This is a genomic window from Chryseotalea sanaruensis, assembly GCF_003990915.1.
Classification (GTDB): Bacteria; Bacteroidota; Bacteroidia; order Cytophagales; family Cyclobacteriaceae; genus Chryseotalea; species Chryseotalea sanaruensis.
The window spans coordinates 195,783-218,692 of record NZ_BHXQ01000006.1; the positions used below are offsets into that span (position 1 = coordinate 195,783).

Consider the following 22,910-nt stretch of genomic DNA (forward strand, 5'->3'; position numbering starts at 1 on the left):
CTTCTTACCTAATAGCAGTAAAAAGTTACTGTCCGTGCCATGTTAATAAAGGAAAGCTTTGTCAGGTGTGTACAACGATTGGCCTACTGTTTAATCTAGTTCAGGTTTATCCGATTTATTAAGCTATCTTTGTGCACACTTTTAGCAGAAATCACGTTCACTGCCATATTCTGTAGGCTCGCCCGCCTTCGTTTTAAGCAAATTGGTGACATACTTTTTCTGCCTGAGGTGATATTTTTCACTTAACAGAAATTAGTAATGTCAACTTTCCAAGCATTGGGCTTGTCACAAGCCCTTGTTGAAACCGTCACTAAGATGGGTTTCGAAACGCCAACTCCTATCCAGGAAAAAGCAATACCCGTACTACTCGAAAGAAATGGTAGAGATATGGTTGCGCTTGCTCAAACTGGTACCGGTAAAACCGCTGCCTTTGGTCTACCACTGATCGAACTTTTAGATCAGGATGTTAGAACAACGCAAGCCCTGGTATTAGCGCCAACACGTGAATTGTGTTTACAAATCACCAGTGATCTGGAAAACTTCTCCCAAAATGTAAAGCCGCTAAACATTGTGGCTATTTATGGTGGAGCCAGCATCATGGAACAAATTAAAAAAGTAAAACGCGGTGCGCATATCGTAGTGGCAACTCCTGGTCGCCTTATGGATATGATGGACCGTAAAGCTGTTAATATTTCTTCAATCCGTTTTGTGGTACTTGACGAAGCGGATGAAATGTTGAACATGGGCTTTAAAGAAGATATCGACACTATTTTAGCAGATACACCAGACACTAAGAATGTTTGGTTGTTCTCAGCAACTATGCCACGCGAAGTACGTGCCATTGCCAGTCATTACATGACTGATCCTGCTGAAGTAACAATGGGCACAAAAAACCAGGGAAACGTAAACATCGAACACCAATATGTTTTGGTAGATGAGAGAGATCGTTACCCTGCATTAAAACGTATTGTAGATTTTAACCTTGACATTTTTGCGGTAATTTTCTGTCGTACAAAAATTGATACACAGAAAGTAGCCGAAAGTCTTATTAAAGACGGTTACAATGCAGATGCTTTACATGGTGATCTGACCCAGCAACAGCGCGATAAAGTAATGCGCAATTTCAAAGAAAAGACTTTACAGTTTTTAGTGGCAACGGATGTGGCTGCGCGCGGTATTGACGTGAGTAACATCACACACGTTATTCACATGAACCTGCCAGACGAAATTGAATTTTATACTCACCGAAGCGGTAGAACTGCTCGTGCCGGTAAAAAAGGTATTTCAATGGCAATTATTACAAAAAGAGAAGTTGGTAAAATACGCCAGATTGAAAAAGTGGTTAATACTAAATTTGAACGCAAGCAAGTACCTACGGGTCCAGAAGTTTGCCAACAACGTTTAGTAAGCTTAGTGCACCGTTTACGCGATGTGCAAGTGGTAGAAAGCGAAGTAGGGAAATTCCTTCCGGCTGTAATGGAAGAAATGAAAGACTTAAGCAAAGAGGATGTAATCAAACGTTTTACTTTCCTTGAGTTTAACCACTTACTAGATTATTACAGAGATGCACCTGATTTGAATCGCGCTGATAAAGGCGAACGTTCAGAGCGTGGTGAACGCAGTGATCGTGGTGACCGTGCAGAACGCGGAGAGCGTTTTGTAAATGGAGATCGTTTGTTTATCAACTTAGGAAAGATGGACGGCCTGGATGCCGGTAAATTCCTGGGTATGGTATGCGACCGTTGTGGTGTAAAAGGCGATGCGATTGGTCGTATTGACTTAAAGGGTGCTTACTCTTTTATTGAAGTGAATAAAGAAGTTTCTAAACTGGTGCAAGACAACTTGCATGGTATGGAATATAAAGGTCGCATGGTGCGTGTAGAGATTACTTCAGGAGCAGGAGGAGGCGAGGGCGGTGCAAGCCGTGGTGGACGCTCAGGTGGTTCACGTGAACGCTCTTACTCATCATCGTCATCATCTTCCTCTAGAGGAAGATCGTATGGAGGTGAATCCAGAAGTGGTGGAGAATCACGTTCTTCAGATTCAAGAAAGCGTTCTTATTCAAGTGATAGAAATGACAGACGCCCTTCTGCAGGTGGCAGAGAGAGACGCTCTAAATAAGATTAACAGAGATTTGTTTACTCATCCTTAACAGGGTGAGTAAACAGATTTAACGATTAGCAGGATCGTGTTCATAAGACAAGCAAACTCCTTGTAAATCAGATTGGAATCATCTTTTAAATCCTAATTAGATTTCCATCTGCCTCTAAACAATTTTCTGAGGAAATCTAAATAGAGAGATTGATTTAATTTTGCTAATCCAGTAAATTCTCAAATCCTGATACTTGCCCTGAAGTTGTTTGTGTCAGGATACTAATTATTTATTCGCTTTGCGAAATTTCAAAAAGTGCCTTTTTCTCCTCTGAACAGGTAGCATCAATTGACCTCAAAGCTTTTAGATTTCTTTCTAAAAAAGTATTGTAACTGTTGGCGATAGCATCATAATCAGCACGGTAAAGCAGTGTTCGCTGATCTGCCAAATTAATAAGTTCAACTAAATTTTGAAGTGTAGTGTTCTGCTCATAATTAGGAGAGCCAACGGTTAACGAAATGATTTCTGACATTACATTGTTTGAAGCGAAATCATACTCTTCAATAACATCAGGATTATGCATTGTCCTTTGAGTAAAACGAATTCTAGGTAGTTGTTCTAATCGTTTTTGAAGCACTTCTATGTCTTCATTGCTGGCTTGTTTTCCGATGGACAATTCGTGGAGCACATTGCTCATGGCCTTCAATTTTTGATTGTCATCATTGATCATCAAATTCCAGACATACAAAAGGCTGTCTTGCAGCACCAAATAACGATCTGTAATCGAATCCTCTTTAGTAAAGTGTGTTTCGGCAGTTCTTGACTTTTGCTCTTTACAGCTTAGCATAAACGCCAGAAGCAAACTGGTACTGCCTACGAAAACGATTTTATACATTGAATCGGGCTCTGATTTGATTACAATACGCGCTAAAGTAGAAAAATGTTGGTGCTAAACACCATCTTTTTATAAGCTGTGTAACTTTTACCTGAGTTTTGGTTCAAATCAGTTATGAAACAGGCTTAAACTGCTCAAATGCCTCTCTACAATCGTTACAATAATGTATAGATCTGCAGAGCGTGGGACCAAATGGGTTTTTCAATTCTGTATTCACACCCTCACAGCGCGGGCAAGGCACATGTTCTAGTACTTCTATATCCGTAAATAAGTGCGTTGAAGGGGGAGGAGCGAGGCCAAATTGCTTAAGGGCAGCTTTTCCTTTCTCTGAGATTTTATCGCTGTTCCAGGGTTCCTTAAATGAAATATTTACAGTTGGGTTTACAATGCCACTACTCTGCAACTTTTCAATTACTTCTTGCTTCATATAGTCGAGTGCGGGGCATCCAACAAAAGTAGGTGTCATTTCTACATGAACAGTTTCTCCTGCAATAACTACGTCAGTTATAACACCAAGATCTACCAATGAGAGTACCGGAATTTCCGGGTCCTTCACATCTTCTAATAAAGTGAGTATATCTGTCTTTGAAAATCTCATACGTTTTGCTTTACCACTCTGCACCCGGGTCAATGCGAAATACTTCACTCATCTCATCCAACAGTGGCTGCAAGTGTTCAGTGTGTTTTCCCAGACGTCCACCTATTACCGGGCTTACACTATTCCAATCAGGTAATTGTAATTGCGTTTGATTTAACAACTCCTCAACCTTTTGTCTCCAGCGTTTCTCCAGGCTTGCTTCACCTTCAAAAATACCTTCTGCTGTTAATTCCTTTTCGTATGGAGATTCTTCAAAAAGTCCCAAAGCATACGGTAGGGCTTTTTCGAGTGAGTTTTGCAATCGGCTAATACTTTCTTCAGTTGCATTGCCTAGTTTTTTTATCCATGTATTGGCATGCAGTGTATGGTACTTTAGCTCTCCTTTAATTTTTCTGGATAGTTCTGCTATGGGTTCGTAAGTCGATTGGCTCAACATTTCAAAGCGAATAATTTCTGCTGTATCGTACAAGAAATGTCGGATCAAACTGAAATCATATTCACAATTTGGTAACTCTACCAATTGGCTATTGTGAAACTGGTTGGCGTTACGCATAAAGGCAACCGTATCAGGTTCCTGCTCACCAAGTTTATTGAGTATCTGGTAAATGGCATAACTATGGCCAACCTTGTCTTGTGCCATAGAGGAAAAGGCAATGTCTTCCTCTAACATAGGACCAAAGCCTGTCCATTCAGAGTTTCTGTGACCGAGTATCAACTGGTCGTCAGCAATTTTATATAGTAGTTCTTTAATAGCTAGTTGGTTCATACTGCGTGTTTTGCTTTTTCTAAAAATGCGGTAAGCTTATCTCCGGCTTTATAATCGGAAGCATCGCGGTATTTTTTATCGGGTAGTGTTAGCCATAAATCTTTATCAGTATCTGTGGTGTATCGTATAGCCTTTTTGCGAATAACCCATACGTTGTAAACTACTTTGCCCACACCTAATTGCTGCTTGGCAACTTGCATAGCACCTTGCGGTGAGCTAGCCGAGACTTCGCCTGCATGTACATGTTGCTTGCCACGCTTTACTAAGTGGTAGACTTCATACATTTCTTGCTCACCTTGTTGTACTTCAGCGGCTGGCAAAAGATCATAGGCACTTGTTTGACCCTCGCTTAGTGGAGACACATATACATCGCGTGTATCGGTTACATATAACGACACACAGGTAAATCTTCTGGTGAAAGTTTCCTTGGCAAGAATGTATGCTAATTCAATATCTGAAGCGTGTACGATACCTTCATGTTGAAAAGGTTTTCCTTCTTTGGCTTGAACAAAAACTTCATAAGTACCTAACTGGTCGAGGGCCGCTTTTGGCTGCACCTCTCCTTGGCCGAACCCTGGAAGTCTGTTAACACGTGGATCAAGTGATTTCATAATAAAAAATGCCGCCTCTCAGCGGCATACAAATGTGTAGTTGTAATTAAGCCAGTGGAGTAACGTAACGCATTGAAGGTGATTTCAGGGCTTCTCTCACCCAGCGTCCTCTTTCTTCTGCTATGCGTCTTACTTCAAGCCTTTCTTTGTTACAAGGGCCATCGCCATTGATAACACGCTTAAATTCTTCCCAGTCGGGTTCAGTGTATTCCCACTTATTTGTTTCTGTATTTTTCTTAAGCTTAGGATCAGGAATAGTAAAGCCAAGTTCCCAAATTTTAGGAACATACATATCTAAAAACTGATTGCGCTGATCATCGTTGGTACTCATTTTCACTTTCCATTTCATTAAAACTTCAGTGTGTGCAGAAATTTTATCTGAAGGTCCGAAGAAGTGCATCATAGGTGCCCACCAACGGTTAAGTGCTTCTTGAAACATCTGTCTTTGCTTATCAGTACCACTTGCCAAATAGATTACACAATGGTGTCCATATTTTAAGTGGAAGGATTCTTCAGCACAAATACGCTCTAAGGCTCTGCAATACGGACCATAACTACCCTTAGCATTAGCCAATTGGTTAACAATGGCTCCAGCATCTACCAACCACGATATAAAACATGAATCAGCCCACGTAAAAGCGGGGTAGTTAAAAATGTTTGAATATTTGGATTTACCTGTAATGAGGTCGTCAAGCATTTGCTCGCGTGATTTGCCTAAGGTTTCTGCCGCGCTGTATAATAGCTGCGCATGACCAACTTCATCCTGCACTTTGGCCATGAGCGAAAGTTTGCGCTTAAAACCAGGTGCACGCGTAATCCAGGTACCTTCTGGCAAGGCTCCTATAATTTCGCTATGACCATGTTGTTCGATCATTCGAATAAGTTGTTTACGATACATGTCGGGCATCCAGTCACCTGGTTCTATCTTTTCCCCTCGCGCAATACGTGCTTCAAATTCGGCCAATTTTTGTGGATCTTCTTGGGAAAGACTATCTGTCTTGATGCCTTCAAAGGTATTTCCGCCTCCGTACATAATCTACGTTTTTTAAGTATTCAATCGATTGTTCAAATATAATAGCAAAGCGCTATATGAGCTAACAATCGTTAGTAAAACAAGTATTTTACCTATTTTGTTTCAGGCCATTTACCAGCATGTCGGCTAATTGCTTCCCTAAAGATTCGGGGTCTATTACCGAATCAGGGTTATACCATTGTGGCATCCAGTTAAGAGAGGAGAAAAGGGTCATTACGGCCAGTTTTTTGTCAATTTCTTTCTTGAATTCCCCATCAGCTACACCATCCTCAATCATTTTTTTAAAGCGATTAATGTAGTTTATGCGCAGCAGCAGAAAGTCGCGCAGAAAAGGCTGACTTAGGTGACGGTGTTCGTTCATGAAAACGGCAGAAGCGGTTAAATCGCGCGCCATTACCTGAATATGCCCGATGATGCCTTGCTGTAGCCTTTGGCTAGCCGTTAAGTTTTGTTGTTTCTCAACCTGATTTAGCGAAACCATAAAGTCTTCAGCCATGTCGAAACAAAGGATGTGAAGAATCTCTTCCTTTGATTTAATATGGGAGTAGAGACTTGCTGCTTCTATGCCTAGCTTCTGTGCCAAGTCTCGCATGCTGGAGGCCACGTAACCTTTTTCACGGAACAACTCGGCAGCTACTCGTATTACTTGTGCCTTTCTTGATGAGCTTGATAGTACTTCTCCCATGATAACAACACTTTATTCAAAAATATGAATAATTTGCCATAGTAATTCGTGTATGCGCTACAATTCAATCACTGAATATTTTTCAAGGCTTCAAAACATAACATTGATCATTTTCTTCAGTGGTATTTTGCTCTTTATGTTGCTTTTCTACCTGATGATGACAAAAGTCGTGGCACCGGTGATGAGCATGGAAGATGAAAGTATTATTTTATATGTACTTATAGGAGCCGCATTTATGGATGCCTCCATTGTTGCAGTACTATCACGCATTCTACTGGCAAAAAGCATTGCAAAAGCCAGTTTAGGTGAGCGAATGGATGATTATGTCAAAGTCAGTTTGGTACGGGCTGCGATTTTACTATCAGGCTCGCTGATGCTTACACTTACGATTTACCTTTTTAATTGGGAATGGCTGTTAATGGTCTATTGTATTTACCTCTTGTTTTTTCTCTTGTTCTGGCCTAGTCGCCATCGCTTATGTGCTGACCTGAAACTAAAGCCATCCGAACGTGATGTGATTCATGGATTATAAATTATTGGACAAGTATATTTAATATTGTCCTAACTAACACTCAGTAGCTTTCTCATTGAGATAATTAAGATTGAAGTCCGAGGTTAGAAGCTCGAGGTTGGATCAACAAATGAGTTATCGCTCAGCTCACAGAGTTTCTGATCTGTTTAAAAACTAATTTCTTAGAAAAAGTCATCAATGATAAAACCATTGATGACTTTTAGTTGTGTAATGTGGTATTCTTAAAAGATCACGCCAAAGCTGAACGCATTAACTTTAGGACCTTTGTTTTCTACGAATAACTCGTTGAGGTCATAGTTTACAAAGATGTCGGTTCCTCTGTAGCCCATTTGCAAACGGGCGCCATAGCGAATATTATTGAGATAGAAATTGCTACGTGTACGTTCGCGCTCTTTATCACCATCAATATTATACACTTGTTTTGCATAACTACTTATTCTATAACCGGCATACGCACCAATACCCATTCTGAATGCATCGCTGTTGCCCCAAAGTAATGACTTGTGTGGACGACTACCAAAGTCTATTACAGGCACTACTGATACATTGATGTAGCTGGCAGTGAGTTTACTCTTGATCGGATTAATTTCAGGAAGTGGTTGAGAAAATATTACTTCCTCGTCCCCCTTTGTCAGCACCAGGCCATCATTTTGAAACTTGAAGTTGTACCAGCTGATGCCAAGTCCTAGTTCAGTATAGAATTTGCCTGTTATTCTAATCTTCTGAATGGAGTTGAATCCAACGTACCAGCTACCCCATGGTCTTACGGCATAATCTTCATTGTTTTCATCAGGGAATTTACCATCAGCCAGGATGTTATTGGTACCCAGGTCGAAATTAAAGAAGCCTTTATTTTTTCTCTTATAAGTCTTTGATTTACTACGGCTATAGTTCCAGTCACTATCTTCATCCTTATTGTTATCATCAAAATCGCCCCAATCCTCTTTGTTAAAAGTTTTTTCTGTAAGCGTAGGCGTAACAGCAACAAGTGCAGTATCTTTTGCTTCTATTTTTGCAAGTATATCTTTGAAGAGCGCCTGATAGTCGTATGCTTTGAGTGTTGGTAAATCAGATTTATCGCTGATAGTAAAAATCAGTTTACTTGATCTAGCGAGTTCAACAATTACAGTATCCGGCTTTTTTGTTTGTGCATTTGCACTTATTAAGAAAGACAGAAGTAGGGCAGAAGTGATTAAAGTCTTTGTCATGGAATTAGTTATTTCGTTCACGTTTATCATTTCGGAAATTCAGCGCCAGAATTTCATTTTTCTTCTGTCGGAGTTCGCTCAAACCTGAATCTGAATTTTTCAGGTCTGCTGCTTTGTCTAACAGCTTACGAAATGAAGATGTGTTTTCTTCTTCATTGGTTGCATCAGCCATTGAAGTATTTTTTAAATATTTTGAAACATCATTAGCTGCTAGTATAATGGTATTACTTTGTTGATTGTTTGCAGTAGCTACAACTGCTTCATTAGTAATTATTATTGGGTCTTTATCAACCTTAACAATGGTGTTGTCATCCTTCACAGCATTTAACTCCTTTTTAGTATCAGGCGTATCGTTGTTGGCAATAAAAGATTCTTGCTTTGAAAAATTCATTACAGGTACCGAAGTTTTTTGCGGTACTGTTTTAGTGTTGGGCTTTACAGATTTTTTATTTTCTGTTTCTTCATCCTTCTTAACAGCATTACTTTTTGCTTTCTCTGTTTGTAGCGCTTCTTTTTCTGTTTTCTCTTTCTCTGATTTTTCTTTTTCGTTTTGTTTATTGCTTATCGCTTTCTCTGTTGGCTTATTGTGGTCAGCCAAAAGTGGAGTATATTGTTCGCGAGGCCACAATAGTATGGCTGCAGCAATTAGCAATACAAAGCTGGCAGCAATCTTAAGCCAAAAAAATGAGTTGTTTTTTTTCGGCAAATTGCTTTCAATTTTATCCCAAGCCATTGGGGGCACATCCAGGCTGTGCACTGCCAGCTTCTCGCGAAAGAGTTTATCAATTGGTGCCTTCATCGCTTTTAATTTTTTGTTGTACATCCCAATCTTGTTGGGCTAATAATTTCTGTAAATAAACACGGGCTCTGCTTAACTGTGACTTAGAAGTATTCTCGCTTATATTAAGCTGCTCTGCAATTTCTTTGTGGGAATAGCCATCAATGGCATAGAGGTTAAAAACCAACTGATAGCCTGTGGGTAAAGCTTGAATCATACGAAGCAGGTCTTCTGTTTCAAGATGATCGCTTAGTTTGTCGTAGTCAGGTTCGTAGTCAGCTTTTTCAAGATCCGTTTCAAGGTATAGAGATCTATTTTTCCTAATCCATGTCAGGGCTTCGTTCACTACAATTCTTCTAATCCAGCCTTCAAAACTGCCTTCGCTCTTAAATTGGTCAATCTTATCAAATACTTTAGTGAAGGCTGTTACCAGCACATCTTCTGCTTCCATTTTGTTTTTAACATAGCGGCAGCAGAGGGCGTACATTTTACCAGAATAGCTTGAATATAGCTGTTGCTGGGCTGTGCGGTCGTTTTTCTGACAGCCAACCAACAATTGCTCCTCATTTAATCTATGTAAAGTCAATGCCATTCAGTAGGTTTCAACGGCAAGATGCAGATTAGGGTGTGGAGGTTGCATGCCTCTCAAAAATTCCCGAAAATTTTAATATGCAGCCATGTAATTAACATTCATGTTCAGCTCTGTCCAGGTGCTATTATTAATTTGAACCGCATTGATTTGTCCTTTGCCATCAAATAGGTTAGCCCAAAGCCCTTTGGATTCCTGAACAAACACAGAATAAGTACCAACCGGGAGTTTTATGCGAAAACGGCCATTTCTGCAGCTTTTTGCCTCTTTTACCAGCTTTGTATTGATATTTTTGTAGAATCCTTCTTCCTGAACCACCTGCTCAAGGGTAGCGACTTCATAAATAAAGATTTTGCGTTTAATCCCTTTTGTTGTGCTACTTTTTTTATCAGGGCCAGGCATCTGATTACCAGAGGACCAGGTTATTTTTCCACGAATTCCCTGTTTCTGGGCTTGTACATTATGAGATAATAAGATTACAATGACAAGCAGGAACAGTTTTTTCATTTGAATTAGATTTGTTTAAGTCAACAAATATAGGAGGCTTCATTGACCGACTTGCATCGTTTTGGATTGATTTTGATGCCAGCATTCTTCCTTTTTAATAACAAGCTTATTTATGGCGTGTAAACTTTGATTAAGCTCATGATGAAAAATCATAACATAAAAAAAGCCATGCTTTGGGGCATGGCTCAATATACTTTAGGGTTTCAGTTTAAAAGATCCAACTGATAACCAACATAATCAAGAGTGCTAGAATGATAATCATATACTGGGTGGTTAGGGTTACAATTTTAGGTTGCTTTTATAACGTAAAGTTAGGTATCGGGTTGTACGGTTACTTCACTTTTTTAATTTTTTTTCACTTCTTCAGGATTTCCTCTATAGCGTATAGAGCTCCCTACGCCTTCTTTTAACTCAAGTAAGCCTGATGCTGTTAATTGTGCGCTAGAAACACCAATTGTTTCGACAATTGCATCTCGCACTTCGAAGTCGTAAGCTTTTAGTCTTGAGGCACCTGCAATAGTAGCATCCAGGTTATTGGCTTCACCGGATAACTCTAACTCTGAAGCACCTTTAATATCTACTAACAAATGATGTGCAGTTAACTGACCTCTGGCACGAAAAGCACCGAGTAATTCAATTTCAACATCGTCACTCGTAAAATCACGGAAGTTAATTTTACCGGCACCTTTGGCTTGCATCTTCTCTAGATTAGGCATGGATATGCTAATTTCTACTTCATCGAATAAAACCATATCTTTACGCCAGCTGAAATTTTTATCTTCCTTAAAGTCACGGTACTTTATAACTAATGCATTACCTGATTGCTCGATAGTGTATTTAGCTTTTTCACTACTTTTTCCAATCAGCTCAACGCTATAATGATCTGATTCAGTTATGGTAACATCTACGTAACCACTTATCTCTACCTCATCAAAACTCCATGTAGAATTTAAATCAGCAGTCGTAGTGCTTTCGCACGTTATGCACTCCAAACCACGTTCGGTCATTTTCCAAGTCTCGTTATCAAAATCATCCCACGATACATATTGAGATATAAAGCGACATACTCCTTTATCCATTATAAATGGCATGTTATAGGGTATGTATAACACCATATCTAATTCCTGGGCTCTGAATAATGCCTTGTCTTTAAACTTTAAGTTAGAATCAAAAACTAATATTGAATCGGAGAAGCTTACATTGTAGTCAACCATTTTTGCATTATCAATAGCAACAGCGGCTGTTTCTCCTTGCGCCTCAAAGCGCTGAACCAATTTAACCGCAGTTTGATCATGCCCTTTAAGTGTAAGTTTGGTAGCATTATAATCATCTAAGCCAATCTCACGCAAGTTAAGTACCAGTGTTTTTCCATTTGGTTCAAATTCATTTTCTACTTTGTATTCTCCAGATTCTTTAAATGAATACACAATACGTGGAATCATTATGCTGAGTACGATTACACATGCCAGAAACATGGCAAACAGAGACCAGCCAATAGTTGCACCAAAGATTAATCGTTTTACAACAATGGAGATACCCAATAAAAGGCCAAATACCAAGGGAATAAGTATTACAAGGAATGAGGTAACAACAAAGAACGGAGGGAAGCTATTGGTAAATGCTTCAAGCGGGAATGTAGAATTAGTTATAGGACCCAAGCTTAGCCAGTCTGGGAAAGTAGTAACCATACCCATAAAAACACCACCTACTACAAAGAGACAGAAGATAAGCATTGCAGCCACTAATGAAACTGAAACACCAAATGCAAGTCGTATTACTTCAACAATAGGCACCAAAATTTTTCCAAAGGCAGTAAGTATAGCAGCCAATGCACGGAATGGCAGTAATAATATTTTTGCTAAGGTGCTTTCTTCTTTACCACCATCTTCATTGATATTTTTTTTTATGTTCGATTCAATGTTTGATAATGTTACAGGCTCTCCCTGCATCTGCATGCGTTCAGTTACCGTTTTAGCTTCGGGTAATACAACCCATAAGATTATGTAGAGTAAAAATCCTGTTCCGAAGAAGAAGAAGCTGATCAGAAATAATATTCTTACAACTACTACATCAATACCAAAGTATGCGGCAATACCAGAGGAAACACCGCCCAATACTTTAGTTTCGGAGTCTCTGTACAATTTCTTACTCACTACAGGTTCTTCAAGTGTAGTAGAGCCAGGAACCGCTATCCATAGTATAATGTATAAAAGAATGGCAGTGCCATAAGCAAACATAAGAAGGGCAAAGAGTAAACGAATCCATACCGCATCCACATTAAAGTAGTTAGCTAAACCTGCGCATACTCCGCCAAGAAACTGACGTTGCTGATCGCGGTACAAACGCTTTGGTTCACTGCTTTGGTAAGTAGAAGATCCGCCTCCACCTTTACTTTCCTGCTTACTGCCGGAAGATTTTTCTTTTTGGCTGTAGTCCTTAGTACTGGTAGTCTCGGTAGCAAATTCACTTTCTTCGGCAGCTTTAAAATCGTTAACGCTACCCATAATACTCATCAAGGCGTTAACATCCTCAGCAGTAATTACTTGCTTGCTGTCGTTTAGCTTGGATAAAAAGATTTCTGCAATGCGTCCTTCAATATCGGCTAATATTTCGGTGCTGTCTTCGAAGTTTGAGAAGTAGCGGTTTACCGAATCAAGGTATTTACGCAGCAATTCGTAGCCATCTTCTTCTATGTGAAAGATGATGCCGCTGATGTTGATGCTTATATTCTTTTTCATAATCAGGTTAATCAGGGTTGGTGATTAGGCGTTAAGACTGGTTTTGGCTGTTATCATTGAGGCCGAATGTACTAAGTCATTCCAAGTTTCGGTAAGCCCATTTAAAAAATGAGAGCCGTCACCTGTCAGGGTGTAGTATTTACGGGGTGGCCCGGACTTGGACTCTACCCATTTATACTCCACAAGACCGGCATTTTTTAACCTGGTCAGCAGGGGATAAAGAGTTCCTTCCACAACAATCATTTTGGCAGAAGTCAGTTCATCCAGCATATCGGATGCGTACACTTCGCCTCGGGCTATAATATGAAGTATACAATACTCCAGAATACCCTTTCGCATTTGTACTTGTGTGTTTTCTAGGTTCATAAGCCGTTTTTATCGCTTTCTGAGATATTATACGGCAAAGTACTATGTATGGCCAAGTACTATATGAAAATTTCTAAAATATTTTTAAAAAGTGCTCAAAAACAAAAAAAATGCATGTTCCAGCTTTTACTTACCTTCGCAAAAGACCATGTATAGAGGGTACAGAAAGAAGAATAGATGCATTTGAAGAGGATTTTTTGGCTTTTGACGTTGTTGCCAGTCTTAGGTTTTGGTCAAACAGGTAATGAATGGATCAATTTTGGCCAGACTTACTTTAAAATTCCTATTGCTAAAGACGGTATTTTCAAATTAACGCAAACAGATCTTGCAGCAGCGGGTGTACCTGTTAACCAAATTGACCCAAGACGTTTACAAATTTTTCATAGAGGTGTAGAGCAAGCTATTGTTGTGCAACACCAACAAAGTCCTGCTGATGCTATTTTTGATGCTTCGGAGTTTTTAGAATTTTATGGCAGAAAAAATGATGGCACCTTAGATGCTTTTCTTTATAAGCCCGCAACGAGCATTCCGCATACTTACTACAATCTGTATAACGATACCGCTTATTATTTTCTAACCGTAAATCCGGTTGCACAGGGTAAGCGTATGACTAACTTTTCGCAAGTTAACACAGGCTCCTTACCAGCCGAGACTTACCAGATACAGGAACAGAAACAAATTTTCTCTAATACCTATGCTGTCGGTGAAACCTTTAACAGCTTTGTTAACCTCACCTCCTTTAGCAAAGGTGAGGGTTGGTCAGGAACTGTTGTAAGAGAAAATAATACATCAGACATAAACTTTACGGGTATTAGTCAGGGAGTTGTAGCTGGTGGTTTACCCACACTTGAATTACAATTGCTGGGAAGAGGATTGAATAACCATGCAGTAGAAATTTATGTTGGAGCAAATGCAGCTTCACTTCGTCTTTTATCAACACAAAATTTTTTCGGATTTGATACCAATACACTTTCTACAAACTTAGCCTGGTCTGACATTGGTGCGTCAGGTACTTTGACTATTCGTGTAAGCGTAACAGGTGCCAATGGTGTAGATTTTGTAAGTGTGTCGTATGCAAAAGTACAGTGGCCAAGAACTTATAACCTAAACTCAGAAAATGAGCGTACGTTTACAATGGCTACCAATGTTGCGAACAAATCTTATCTGGAAATTCAAAATGCGCCATCAGCAACACGTGTTTTTGATATTAGCGATGTGAATAACCCTATTCAAATAGGCACAACACAAACAGCTACATTAAATGGGGTAGTTGACAATACACAAACTGCCAGAAAAATTTTACTTACCAATCAGACAACAACACCAAATAGTATAAAGCGAGTAGTATTTAGATCTTTTAATTCAGTAAGTCCAGACTACCTTATTATATCACACAAACAATTTCAAAAGCCTGCTTTGGGTAGTGCCAATCCATTAAAAGCTTATGCTGATTACAGAGCCTCCGTTGCTGGTGGTGACTATGATACATTAACCGTTACTATTGATCAGTTGTGCGATCAATTTACCTACGGTGAAAGTACACCATTAGCTGTTTTCAGGTTTCTTAAATTTCTGGAAACCAAAAAGCGTCCTGACTATTTATTCATTATTGGTAAAGGTTTGAATGTAACTAATCGTTATTATAGAAATCCTGGTGCTTTTACAACATATAAGGATTTTGTCCCGTCTGCTGGTTTTCCAGCTTCGGATATGCTGTACAGTGTTGGCTTGAGTGATCCTAACACCAATGAACCAGGCATTGCAACTGGCAGGTTGAGTATAACTCAATCAGGACAAGTCATACAGTATCTTAATAAAGTGATTCAACAGGAAAGTGCTGGCTTTAATGATTTGTGGCGTAAGCGCATACTTCATTTAAGTGGTGGCATAGCAGAGGGTGAACCTGAAACCTTTAAAGGCTACATGGAAGGTTTTGCTAACGTAGCAGAAGATGTTTATTTGGGTGGTTCAGTATCTGCAATTGCTAAAAGGTCTTTACAAGCACAAGAGCTAGTAAACATTTCCAACGAAGTAAATGATGGTTTGGGGTTAATTACTTTCTTCGGTCACTCTTCTACATCTACTACTGATTTTGACATCGGTTTTGCAACTGATCCTGTATTGGGTTATGCCAATGATGGTAAGTATCCTATGGTGCTGATTAATGGTTGTAATGCAGGTGCATTTTTTGCTGATGGCATTCTCTTTGGAGAGGATTGGGTAAATGCAGCAAATAGAGGAGCCGTTGGATTTATTGCTCACAGCTCTTTTGGATTGGTATCCACACTAAAACGCTACTCAGATTTTTTCTATCAGGTGGCTTATGGCGACTCTACTTTTTTAAAGAAAGGTATTGGTGATATACAAAAAGAAGTGGCCAGAAGATATTTGGAAAATGTTTTCGCTACAGCAACCAACGTTTCGCAGGTTCAGCAAATGGTATTACTGGGCGACCCGGCAGTCAAATTATTTGGTGCTGAAAAGCCAGATTATCACATTGAAAACGCTTCACTTCAAGTTGAATCATCAGATGGTAAAGCTGTAAATTCTCTATCACCTGCCATCAGTTTGAAACTCGTTGTTAAAAATTTTGGCAGAGCAGACGATAAGCAATTGCTCGTTAGGGTTGACAGATTTTTATCTGACAATACATCATTTAGTTATGATTCCATATTTGATCCTGTTTTATACCAGGATACACTTGTAATCACGATACCTAATTCAATAGCTTTTGCCGGCAGTAACAGATTAGAAATTCGCATTGATGCAGATGAAAAAATTAATGAGTTAAGGGAGGATAATAATCTACTATCCTATGATTTATTCATCCCATTGAATGGTACTAAAAATCTCTTTCCACATAATTTCGGTATAGTTCAATCTACTGAGCAAGAAATTGTTTTTCAAAGTGCAAACCTACTAGACTCACTGCGCAGTTTTCAAGTAATGATTGATACCAGTCATCTTTTTAACAGTGATTGGTTGAAAACATTTGTTGTGGAGTCAAAAGTTTTAGGAAGGCAAGTCTTGACATTACTGCCTAACGATTCCCTTACTTATTATTGGCGAACGAGACTTTTAAATCCTTCTGCTGATGAAAGTAATGACTGGGAGACTAGTTCATTCACTTACATAATAGGCAGTACAGAAGGTTGGGGTCAAATTGCTTTTCCGCAATACCTTGGTAATACAACTACCAACATGCTGTTGGACGAGGGGAGTAAACAGATATTTTTTGAAGAGACCGTAACGCCAGTGCTGATTAAAACCTTTGGCGATCTTAATAGCACACCTGTAAATGAAGTGTCAGTTAAAATTGACGGAGCGGAGTATAATCTGGCCACACAAGGGCAGCCATGCAGAGATAATACGATTAATCTATTGGCTTTTAATCGCATTAGTACAGTTCCGTATGCTGCAATTCCTTTTACTTTTCAGGATCCGCGTTCTTGTGGAAGAGAGCCACAAATTATTGTTAGCTTCTTACCCACTGAAGTATACGCAAATGGTGTGAATGATTTGATACAGGCAATAAATGATGTGGCTATTGGTGATTCAGTTGTCTTGTTTTCCATTGGTAATCCGGTCATGAGCGGTTGGAATCCTGCTGTAATAAGCAAACTGGCTGAAGTGGGCATTAGCCCAACACAACTTACCGGTATTAATGATGGTGAACCTTTTGTGTTTTATGGGAAGAAGATGACAACAGCGGGGGAGGCTTTACTTTTTACCTCAGAACTTTTGCCCGCAGCAGAACAAGAGCTTGTGGTGAACAGATCGATTACAGGCAGAACAGCTTCGGGTTCCATGAAAACTGCTTTAGTAGGCCCTGCTAATAACTGGTATCAGTTGAAACTAAAAGCAAAAACCGCTGCTGACGATGTTGCAGCGGTTACTGTTTTCGGCATAAGCAATACAGGCGCATCAACTGTACTGTTTGAAAACCAGACTACTACAACAGATTTAAGTGCTATTGATGCCAGTACTTATCCATACCTCCGTTTAGTTTATCAAACCAATGATCAGGTCGAGCTTACACCAGCGCAATTACAATTTTGGTTGGTTGAGTATGAATCGCTGGCAGAGGGAATATTGATTACTCAAGATGTTGTAGAAACAAAAGTTTTGGAAGAAGGACTTACCTGGACGCAAGATTTTGGCTTTGTAAATATTAGTACTAAAAACTTTTCAGACTCCCTTTTGGTAAATTATACTTCAACAAATCAATTAACAAACCAAACAACAAGCGCTTCACTTAAAATTTTAGCTCCTGCCCCGGGTGATACCACTGACTTTGAATTAAGTATGCCAACCCTTGAAAAAGCAGGATTGAACGATGTTCAGCTAAATGTGAATCCACGGATAGTTCCTGAGTTATTTTATGATAACAATTTATTGAGCCTTAAAAATGCTTTTGATGTATCAATAGATAAGCAAAGTCCGGTGTTGCGTGTTTTGATTGATGGACGACTTATAGAGCATGGAGATTTTGTATCCGCAAATCCACGAATTGATATAAGCGTTTGGGATGAGAACGAACTCATTTTAAAAACAGATACCGTGGGTATACGTATTTTGTTACAATATCCATGTGATGAGAACTGTATACCTTCACCGATTTACTTTACACGAGCTGACGTGGTGTGGCAAGCAGCGAGTCTTGACAATCCATTTACCGCTACTTTTAATCCGGTTGATTTACCAGCAGGTAATTACATACTAAAAGTATTTGCAGAAGACAGTCGCGGTAATATAAGTGGAGAACTTCCCTACGAAATTTCTTTTCAGGTAAGTGATGAAGACCAGACTACACTATCTGCTCCTTATCCAAATCCGAATAGCGGTGTATTAAATTTTGAGTTGATGATTAAGGGCAATGAGGTTCCTGCAGGAGCATGGCTTGAACTTATCAATACCATGGGCAAGTTAATATATGAAGGAAGTCTGTCTGCCACTGCCTGGCATGTGGGTAAAAATTATATAAGCCTGCGAATTGAAGATCAATTACCAACAGGCTTATACTTATACAGAATCCGTTTTGCTAATGGTGTACTAAAACAAGGACAAATAGTATTGTCGCGCTGATTTTAGATACGCTCGATATCTGCACCTAAATTTTTCAAACGTTCGTCAATGTATTGATAGCCGCGATCAATCTGGTCGATGTTGGAGATTTCACTGACACCATTGGCAGAAAGCGCTGCAATAAGTAAAGCAACACCGGCACGTATATCAGGGGATGACATTTTAATGCCACGTAATTGTTGTTTGCGTTCCAGACCAATTACCGTTGCACGATGCGGATCGCACAAAATAATTTGCGCACCCATATCAATTAACTTATCAGTGAAGAAGAGTCTGCTCTCAAACATTTTTTGATGAATAAGCACAGTGCCTTTTGCCTGAGTAGCCACTACCAGTACAATACTGATTAAGTCAGGCGTAAATCCTGGCCATGGTGCATCGGAAATGGTAAGAATAGAACCGTCAATAAATGTTTCTAATTCATATATATTTTGAGAAGGGATGTAAATATCATCGCCTCTAAACTCCATTTTAATACCAAGTCTTTTAAAAATATCAGGAATCATGCCGAGCATATCGATGCGGCAATTCTTGATGGTGATTTCAGATTGTGTCATAGCAGCCAGACCTATGAAGCTACCGATCTCAATCATATCGGGTAGAAGTGTGTGATCTGTGCCACCTAGTTTTTCGACACCTTCAATAGTGAGGAGGTTAGAACCTACGCCTGATATTTTTGCACCCATGCGGTTTAGCATAAGGCAGAGTTGCTGTAAGTACGGTTCGCAGGCAGCGTTATAAATGGTGGTAGTACCTTTGGCCAAAACAGCAGCCATCAATACATTGGCAGTTCCGGTTACCGATGCTTCATCCAATAACATGTAGCATCCTTTCAGTTCAGAAGCGTCAATTTGAAAAAGATGTTCTGCAGCATCAAAATTGAATTTGGCGCCCAGCTTTTGAAAGCCGAGAAAGTGTGTGTCTAATCTTCTTCTGCCAATTTTATCGCCACCGGGTTTTGGCAAACTTGCTTTACCAAAGCGGGCGAGTATTGGGCCTAGTAACATGACAGAACCTCGAAGAGCTGCTGCCTTGCTTCTGTATTCATCAGTTTCCAGAAAATTAACATTAACTGTTGCAGCGGTAAAGCGGTATGAATCTTTGCTTAGTTTTTCAACCTTGCAACCCAGATCACCAATGAGTTCAATTAGTTTATTTACATCCCTGATATTTGGAATATTATTGATTGTAACCGGTTGATCTGTAAGGAGCACAGCACTTACAATTTGTAATGCTTCGTTTTTGGCGCCTTGTGGAATAATTTCGCCCTTTAATTTTTTGCCTCCTTTAATTTTAAAAATACTCATGGTAAAGTGGTGATAATGGCTGTTAAAAAAATAAAGGCTTCACATACATGAAACCTTTTTATGATTATAAAAGTGGGACAAGTGATTAAATATTATTGTCTCTTCTTCTGAATTTATTCTTGTTTTTATTGAAAGGTCTGTTGCCTGGATGACGTTTGCCACCTCCTTGATGACTTCCGCCACTAACATTACCATGATTACCATTGCCATGCGGTCTTGGCGTTTTACGTTCGCGATAAAGTTTTTCGAACATATTATCCTCACGAATTTGTTCGATGTTGACATTTAGCGCACCGTTAGATAGCAATTGAAGATCGCGTAGAATAACTGAATCATCCAGATTTTCTTTATTCCAATTGGCAAAGAAAGTCTTCATTAATTTACCTAAATAGATAATGGCATCCTGACGTTCTTCAGGATCTGTTTTCTTCAGCGCCTCCTGCACAAGTAACTCTATGTTTTTACCATAGTGTTTAAACTTGATGCGTGATTGCGGATATTCTACTTTATTTGGCTTGCGTTGAAGAATTTCAGGTTTGGGGACAGGGTAGGGGTTGTTCAAGTCTAAGTTGAAATCAGCCATGATGTATAAATCATCCCACATGCGCTGCGGATCTTCGCCCTGTTCTTTAATGGTAGGGTTAAGTTGTTTGATTAACTCAATAAGTGTGGCAGCTAATTCAGTACGCTTCTCTATATCAGGAAGTGAGCGAATGTATTCTACTAATTTCTGAACGTTACGTCCGTATTCTTTTAAAATAATGTCAGGACGCGATGTATTGTATTCTCCAATCATGTGCTTCATTTCGTAGGTCTTGTACTGACCGTTTGGGATCAATTATGAATCTTCAGTTTAGCAAAGCTAAGCAATAAGGTTTTCTCTCCAAAATTATCGAACTGTATTCTGGCTTTGCGATCAGGACTGCTAGTATCTAGCTGAATGACCATTCCAAAGCCAAATTTGGGGTGTTCCACCTTCATGCCTTCCTGTAAATTGGCTGTATTGCTAGGTACAAAATCGGCAGGAGGCGTATAGGCCGCTGGAGCGGACGGCTTGGGCGCTACAGGTTTGGAGGTGATGGTTTTCTTGATACCACTAACCAATGTTTTGGCATAAGAACTATTGCCGCTGCTATGCGATGGCGTGGACTGATAACCGCCACCTACTTTATTGCTCATGCGCAAAAAGCCAGAGTCAATATCTTCTAAAAAACGGCTTGGCTCACAGTTTTTGAGTCGACCGAAACGGTAGCGGGTAATGGCATACGATAAAAACAGCCGTTTTTCTGCCCGGGTGATAGCTACGTAAAATAACCTGCGCTCTTCCTCCAACTCAGCCCGACTGCTTAACATCATTTGCGAAGGAAATAAATCTTCCTCCATACCTACGATGTACACATACTTAAACTCCAGACCCTTGGCCATGTGTATAGTCATCAGGGTTACCTTATCCGGATCTTTGTCTTTGTCTTCATCATTGCTAGTAAGCAGCGATACTTCTTGTAAGAAAGATCCTAATGACTTATCCTCACGCTCTTTATCATCAACAAATTCTTTAATGGCGTTGAGCAATTCCTGAACGTTTTCATAACGACTCAGTCCTTCTACAGTTTTATCTTCATACAATTCGCGCAACAAGCCCGAACCTTTAGCAATTTCAAAAGCACAATCGTAGGCATCTTTCCTCTCGGTTTCTAAACGGAAGCGCTTGATCATGGCCACGAAATCTTCAATGGGTGCAGCTGCCCGGCCACCCACAAAAGGGGAAGGGTTCTGTAAAATATCCCAAATAGCAGTACCATGGTCGTTAGCGGCAACGACAATTTTATCGACAGTAGAATCGCCAATGCCTCGTTTAGGTAAGTTGATGATCCTCCGAAAGGAGGCTTCGTCTTGCTGGTTAAGTGTGTAGCGCAGGTAAGCCAGTATGTCTTTAATCTCTTTACGTTGGTAGAAAGAAAGACCACCCACTACTTTATATTTTACATTAAGTCTTCGAAGTGATTCTTCAATAGCACGCGACTGACTGTTGGTTCTATATAAAACGGCAAAGTCACTGAACTTTAGCTGGTGCTGCATCTTCTCTTCAAAAATGGAAGAGGCGACAAGTCTACCTTCTTCATTGTCAGAAACCGCTTTAATCAATTCGATAAGATTACCCTCTTCGTTGGCAGTCCAAACGTTTTTAGGTAATTGTGCTTTATTTTTTTTGATAACAGAGTTGGCAGCCTGCACAATGTTTTGTGTAGAGCGGTAATTCTGTTCGAGCTTAATAATTTTTAAATCCGGGTAGTCACGCTCGAAATTCAGGATGTTAGAAATATCAGCACCACGAAAGGCGTAAATACTTTGTGCATCATCACCCACCACACAAACATTCTCGCGTACCGAAGCGAGCTTTCGAATAATGTTGTACTGACACAGGTTGGTATCCTGAAACTCATCTACTAACACATAAGTAATACGGTGTTGGTATTTATTTAATACTTCTAAATGTTCACGAAAGAGCTTATCGGTGTTGAAAAGTAAATCATCAAAATCCATTGCACCGGATTTGAAGCAGCGCAGCGAATAGGTTCGGTATATCTTACCAATTTCGGGTCGCATATTGGCTGCATCATCGCCCATTAGCTCTGGGTTGGCCAAATACTCTTGCCAGCCAATCAGTTTATTTTTGGCTGATGAAATCCGATTATAAAGCACATTTGGTTTGTAAACATTGTCGTCAAGTTGCATTTCCTTTACAATGCTTCTTAGTAAGCTTTTAGAATCGTCCGTATCGTAAATAGTGAAGTTGCTTGGATAACCAAGGTGATGTGCTTCAGCGCGCAAAACACGAGCAAAAACCGAGTGAAAGGTCCCCATCCAAAGATTGCGCGCTTCCGGGCCAATCACTTTTTCGATACGCTCACGCATTTCGCGGGCAGCTTTATTAGTAAAGGTTAAAGCCATGATGTTGAAAGGATCAACACCCTTGCTTTGTATTAAATGCGCAATGCGATAAGTAAGTACTCTTGTCTTTCCTGAACCCGCTCCGGCTATCAGCATGCAGGGGCCTTCTGTGTTTAAAACGCCCTCACGCTGTGGTTCATTCAACGTATCTATGTAATCCATCATAAG

At 39.8% G+C, this 22,910-nt stretch carries 18 protein-coding genes; 3 read left to right on the forward strand and 15 right to left on the reverse strand.

Annotated features, from left to right (window positions below; all coding sequences use genetic code 11):
- The first annotated feature begins 258 nt into the window (after positions 1-258).
- Positions 259-2,121, forward strand: coding sequence for a DEAD/DEAH box helicase (locus tag SanaruYs_RS16400; protein ID WP_127123681.1), 1,863 nt, complete (start codon positions 259-261; stop codon positions 2,119-2,121).
- A 260-nt stretch (positions 2,122-2,381) separates the two neighbouring features.
- On the opposite strand, the gene SanaruYs_RS16405 is transcribed toward SanaruYs_RS16400, so the two are convergent.
- The 6 genes from SanaruYs_RS16405 to SanaruYs_RS16430 form a co-directional block, all read right to left on the reverse strand.
- Positions 2,382-2,987, reverse strand: coding sequence for a hypothetical protein (locus tag SanaruYs_RS16405; protein ID WP_127123682.1), 606 nt, complete (start codon positions 2,985-2,987; stop codon positions 2,382-2,384).
- A gap of 112 nt (positions 2,988-3,099) precedes the next feature.
- Positions 3,100-3,585: a 1,2-phenylacetyl-CoA epoxidase subunit PaaD gene (gene paaD, locus SanaruYs_RS16410; protein ID WP_127123683.1), complete on the reverse strand. Its 486-nt coding sequence runs from the start codon at positions 3,583-3,585 to the stop codon at positions 3,100-3,102.
- A gap of 10 nt (positions 3,586-3,595) precedes the next feature.
- On the reverse strand, positions 3,596-4,351 hold the full coding sequence (gene paaC, locus SanaruYs_RS16415; protein ID WP_127123684.1) for a 1,2-phenylacetyl-CoA epoxidase subunit PaaC: 756 nt from the start codon (positions 4,349-4,351) through the stop codon (positions 3,596-3,598).
- The gene (locus tag SanaruYs_RS16420) at positions 4,348-4,962 is read right to left on the reverse strand and encodes a phenylacetic acid degradation b (RefSeq protein WP_127123685.1); all 615 of its coding nucleotides are present in this window, start codon (positions 4,960-4,962) and stop codon (positions 4,348-4,350) included. The genes paaC and SanaruYs_RS16420 overlap by 4 nt, the downstream gene beginning before the upstream one ends.
- Before the next feature lie 46 nt (positions 4,963-5,008).
- Complete coding sequence (paaA, locus tag SanaruYs_RS16425; protein WP_127123686.1) at positions 5,009-5,995, reverse strand: 1,2-phenylacetyl-CoA epoxidase subunit PaaA; 987 nt, start codon at positions 5,993-5,995, stop codon at positions 5,009-5,011.
- Positions 5,996-6,083: 88 nt separating this feature from the next.
- Positions 6,084-6,680 carry a TetR/AcrR family transcriptional regulator gene (locus tag SanaruYs_RS16430; protein WP_127123687.1) on the reverse strand — a complete coding sequence of 199 codons (597 nt, stop codon included), beginning with the start codon at positions 6,678-6,680 and terminating at the stop codon, positions 6,084-6,086.
- A 52-nt stretch (positions 6,681-6,732) separates the two neighbouring features.
- Here SanaruYs_RS16430 and SanaruYs_RS16435 point away from each other — a divergent pair, with 52 nt between their 5' ends.
- Complete coding sequence (locus tag SanaruYs_RS16435) at positions 6,733-7,212, forward strand: hypothetical protein (RefSeq protein WP_127123688.1); 480 nt, start codon at positions 6,733-6,735, stop codon at positions 7,210-7,212.
- Positions 7,213-7,433: 221 nt separating this feature from the next.
- On the opposite strand, the gene SanaruYs_RS16440 is transcribed toward SanaruYs_RS16435, so the two are convergent.
- From SanaruYs_RS16440 to SanaruYs_RS16465, 6 genes are all read right to left on the reverse strand, one after another.
- Positions 7,434-8,420 carry a hypothetical protein gene (locus tag SanaruYs_RS16440; RefSeq protein WP_127123689.1) on the reverse strand — a complete coding sequence of 329 codons (987 nt, stop codon included), beginning with the start codon at positions 8,418-8,420 and terminating at the stop codon, positions 7,434-7,436.
- Between the two features lie 4 nt (positions 8,421-8,424).
- Complete coding sequence (locus SanaruYs_RS16445; protein ID WP_127123690.1) at positions 8,425-9,219, reverse strand: hypothetical protein; 795 nt, start codon at positions 9,217-9,219, stop codon at positions 8,425-8,427.
- Positions 9,203-9,790, reverse strand: a complete 588-nt coding sequence (locus tag SanaruYs_RS16450; protein ID WP_127123691.1) for an RNA polymerase sigma factor — start codon at positions 9,788-9,790, stop codon at positions 9,203-9,205. Before SanaruYs_RS16450 ends, SanaruYs_RS16445 begins: the two co-directional genes overlap by 17 nt.
- A gap of 72 nt (positions 9,791-9,862) precedes the next feature.
- Positions 9,863-10,294 (reverse strand): carboxypeptidase regulatory-like domain-containing protein, encoded by a 432-nt coding sequence (locus tag SanaruYs_RS16455; protein WP_127123692.1) that lies wholly within the window; start codon positions 10,292-10,294, stop codon positions 9,863-9,865.
- 344 nt (positions 10,295-10,638) lie between these two features.
- Entirely contained in the window at positions 10,639-13,032 is a 2,394-nt protein-coding gene (locus tag SanaruYs_RS16460; RefSeq protein WP_127123693.1) for a PspC domain-containing protein, read from the reverse strand.
- 24 nt (positions 13,033-13,056) lie between these two features.
- Positions 13,057-13,398, reverse strand: a complete 342-nt coding sequence (locus SanaruYs_RS16465) for a PadR family transcriptional regulator (protein WP_127123694.1) — start codon at positions 13,396-13,398, stop codon at positions 13,057-13,059.
- A 183-nt stretch (positions 13,399-13,581) separates the two neighbouring features.
- Between SanaruYs_RS16465 and porU2 the strand changes: the two genes are divergently transcribed.
- Positions 13,582-18,483 (forward strand): putative type IX secretion system sortase PorU2, encoded by a 4,902-nt coding sequence (gene porU2, locus SanaruYs_RS16470; protein ID WP_160118695.1) that lies wholly within the window; start codon positions 13,582-13,584, stop codon positions 18,481-18,483.
- A 2-nt stretch (positions 18,484-18,485) separates the two neighbouring features.
- Here the strand turns inward: porU2 and murA are convergent, their stop codons facing one another.
- The 3 genes from murA to SanaruYs_RS16485 all read right to left on the reverse strand — a co-directional run bounded on the left by murA (position 18,486) and on the right by SanaruYs_RS16485 (position 22,904).
- Positions 18,486-19,790: a UDP-N-acetylglucosamine 1-carboxyvinyltransferase gene (gene murA, locus SanaruYs_RS16475; protein ID WP_127123696.1), complete on the reverse strand. Its 1,305-nt coding sequence runs from the start codon at positions 19,788-19,790 to the stop codon at positions 18,486-18,488.
- Positions 19,791-19,875: 85 nt separating this feature from the next.
- Entirely contained in the window at positions 19,876-20,595 is a 720-nt protein-coding gene (locus SanaruYs_RS16480; RefSeq protein WP_246011928.1) for a DUF4290 domain-containing protein, read from the reverse strand.
- Between the two features lie 29 nt (positions 20,596-20,624).
- Positions 20,625-22,904: an ATP-dependent helicase gene (locus SanaruYs_RS16485; protein ID WP_127123815.1), complete on the reverse strand. Its 2,280-nt coding sequence runs from the start codon at positions 22,902-22,904 to the stop codon at positions 20,625-20,627.
- Between the last annotated feature and the right edge of the window lie 6 nt (positions 22,905-22,910).

Excerpts from the sequence above, each read along its gene's own strand:
- SanaruYs_RS16400 (WP_127123681.1), top strand. The coding sequence starts at position 259 with ATGTCAACTTTCCAAGCATTGGGCTTGTCACAAGCCCTTGTTGAAACC.
- SanaruYs_RS16405 (WP_127123682.1), bottom strand. The coding sequence starts at position 2,987 with ATGTATAAAATCGTTTTCGTAGGCAGTACCAGTTTGCTTCTGGCGTTT.
- paaD (WP_127123683.1), bottom strand. The coding sequence starts at position 3,585 with ATGAGATTTTCAAAGACAGATATACTCACTTTATTAGAAGATGTGAAG.
- paaC (WP_127123684.1), bottom strand. The coding sequence starts at position 4,351 with ATGAACCAACTAGCTATTAAAGAACTACTATATAAAATTGCTGACGAC.
- SanaruYs_RS16420 (WP_127123685.1), bottom strand. The coding sequence starts at position 4,962 with ATGAAATCACTTGATCCACGTGTTAACAGACTTCCAGGGTTCGGCCAA.
- paaA (WP_127123686.1), bottom strand. The coding sequence starts at position 5,995 with ATGTACGGAGGCGGAAATACCTTTGAAGGCATCAAGACAGATAGTCTT.
- SanaruYs_RS16430 (WP_127123687.1), bottom strand. The coding sequence starts at position 6,680 with ATGGGAGAAGTACTATCAAGCTCATCAAGAAAGGCACAAGTAATACGA.
- SanaruYs_RS16435 (WP_127123688.1), top strand. The coding sequence starts at position 6,733 with ATGCGCTACAATTCAATCACTGAATATTTTTCAAGGCTTCAAAACATA.
- SanaruYs_RS16440 (WP_127123689.1), bottom strand. The coding sequence starts at position 8,420 with ATGACAAAGACTTTAATCACTTCTGCCCTACTTCTGTCTTTCTTAATA.
- SanaruYs_RS16445 (WP_127123690.1), bottom strand. The coding sequence starts at position 9,219 with ATGAAGGCACCAATTGATAAACTCTTTCGCGAGAAGCTGGCAGTGCAC.
- SanaruYs_RS16450 (WP_127123691.1), bottom strand. The coding sequence starts at position 9,790 with ATGGCATTGACTTTACATAGATTAAATGAGGAGCAATTGTTGGTTGGC.
- SanaruYs_RS16455 (WP_127123692.1), bottom strand. The coding sequence starts at position 10,294 with ATGAAAAAACTGTTCCTGCTTGTCATTGTAATCTTATTATCTCATAAT.
- SanaruYs_RS16460 (WP_127123693.1), bottom strand. The coding sequence starts at position 13,032 with ATGAAAAAGAATATAAGCATCAACATCAGCGGCATCATCTTTCACATA.
- SanaruYs_RS16465 (WP_127123694.1), bottom strand. The coding sequence starts at position 13,398 with ATGAACCTAGAAAACACACAAGTACAAATGCGAAAGGGTATTCTGGAG.
- murA (WP_127123696.1), bottom strand. The coding sequence starts at position 19,790 with ATGAGTATTTTTAAAATTAAAGGAGGCAAAAAATTAAAGGGCGAAATT.
- SanaruYs_RS16480 (WP_246011928.1), bottom strand. The coding sequence starts at position 20,595 with ATGAAGCACATGATTGGAGAATACAATACATCGCGTCCTGACATTATT.
- SanaruYs_RS16485 (WP_127123815.1), bottom strand. The coding sequence starts at position 22,904 with ATGGATTACATAGATACGTTGAATGAACCACAGCGTGAGGGCGTTTTA.